This window comes from Streptomyces sp. CO7, assembly GCF_053474865.1.
In genome coordinates, this window is record NZ_JBRIOU010000009.1 from 1 (window position 1) to 1,988 (window position 1,988).

Consider the following 1,988-nt stretch of genomic DNA (forward strand, 5'->3'; position numbering starts at 1 on the left):
CCCCCGCACCGGCCGGGCGGGCGGGCATCGCGGGTCCACCGTCCGCGCCGTCGCGCTCCTGGTGCAGCAGGTTCTTCGGCAGCAGGATCACGGCCGTGGTGCCGCCGTACGGCGAGGGCCGCAGGTGGACCCTGATGTTGTGCCGTGCCGCCAGGCGGCTGACCACGAACAGGCCCAGCCGGTCGCTGTCGAACAGGTCGAGGGCCTCGGACTGCTCGATCCGCCGGTTGGCCTCGGCGAGGGTCTCCGGGCCCATGCCCAGGCCCCGGTCCTCGACCTCGACCGCGTACCCGTTTCCGACGCCCTCGCCGGTCACCCGCACCTTGGTGTGCGGGGGCGAGAACTGGGCGGCGTTCTCGACGAGTTCGGCGAGCAGATGAGTGAGGTCGGCGACCGCCGCACCGGTCACCGAGGTCTCGGCGAGCTGGCGGACGTCGACCCGCGCGTAGTCCTCGATCTCCGAGACGGCCGCGCGCACCACGTTGGTGAGCGAGACCGGCCTGCTCCAGACCCTGCCGGGGGCCGCTCCGGAGAGGATGATCAGGGATTCGGCGTGCCGGCGCATGCGGGTGGTGAGGTGGTCGAGGCGGAACAGGTCGCCGAGCTCGTCGGGGTCCTCGGCGCGGCGCTCCATGCCGTCCAGCAGCGCCAGCTGACGGTGCACCAGGACCTGGCTGCGCCGGGCCAGGTTGACGAAGACGCCGGAGATGCCGCTGGCGAGTTCGGCGCGTTCGACGGCGGCGCGCAGGGCTGCCCGGTGGACGGTGCCCAGGGCCTCGGCGACCTGACCGGTCTCGTCCTCGGCCGGCGGGCCGTGCGGCGCCTCCGCCCGGACGTCGATCTCCTCGCCGGCGCGGAGCTTGCGCATGGCCTGCGGGAGCTTGCGGCGGGCGATCTCCAGGGCGCTGTTGCGCAGTCCGACCAGGTCGGCGACGATGCCGCGGCCGATCCGCACGGAGATCAGCAGGGAGACCGCGACCGCGAGGAGGCCGAGGAGGACGGCGCCGCCGGCGGGGCTCAGCAGGCCCCGCACGAGAGGCCCGGCGCCCTCGGGGTCGGCGTGCGCGGCGTGGTCGGAGATCCGGCCGAGGGTCTCGCGGACCGGGTGGTGGGCGCTCGTCCAGTCGTCGGCGGGCACGGCGCGGGCGGCGGCCTCGCCGGCGTCGGCCCGCAGAACGGCGTCCTCGGCACGGGCGAGTGCCTTGTGGCCTCCGTCGCGGGTGAGCGCGCGCCAGGCGCCGGCCTGGGGCTCGCGCAGGTCGGGGACGGCGGAGTCGGTGAACGCGCGGCGGGCGGCGGTGGCGGAGGTGAACAGCGCGAGCCGTTCGCCGTCGAGAGATCCGTCGAGCCGTGCCGAGGCGAGCAGGGCGTCCTCCTGGGCCAGCGCCTCGGCGGCCCGGCCGAGCTCCAGCAGGATGCGGGCCTCGGAACCGGCGCGCACGTGCGGGATGCAGGTGAGCGAACCCTCGACGGTGAGGGCGTCGTCGATGACGCCGGTGTAGGCCCGGTAGACCTCGTCCCACCCGGCGTCCCCGTCGAGCAGGGTGTCCCGCACCGTGTCCAGGGCGTCGGCGGCGGCCAGGAAGGCGCGCACACGCCGGGGGACGTCGGGCGGGAGCTCCCCGCTGTCGGCGACGGTGCCGGCGCCGTCGATGCGCAGCCGGCCCACGGCGCGGTCGGTGGTGTCGGACAACGCGCCGAACTCGCCGTGCGGCGCCCCTCCGCCGGACGCGGCGTGCCGCACCGCCGAGGCGCGTTCGGCCTGCAGGGCGGCGACGGCCTCGGCGACGGGGGCGCGCAGCTGTGCGTCCACCCGCTCGGCCCGGCTCATCGCGGTGACCTCGCGCGCCGTGGTGACGGTGGCGTAGCCCCACAGGGCCAGCAGTGACATCACCGGCACCATCAGCAGGCTGACCACCTTGGCGCGGACCGTCCGGGGGCGCAGCCGCAGCCGGTGGCCGGAGCCGACCGGGCGCGAGGGGGCGGGG

1 protein-coding gene is annotated in these 1,988 nt (G+C 76.2%); it reads right to left on the reverse strand.

The window, feature by feature from the left end; all coding sequences use genetic code 11:
• A partial coding sequence (locus tag ACOV8S_RS26685) for a sensor histidine kinase (RefSeq protein WP_448320901.1) occupies positions 1-1,988 on the reverse strand: 1,988 nt, incomplete at both ends.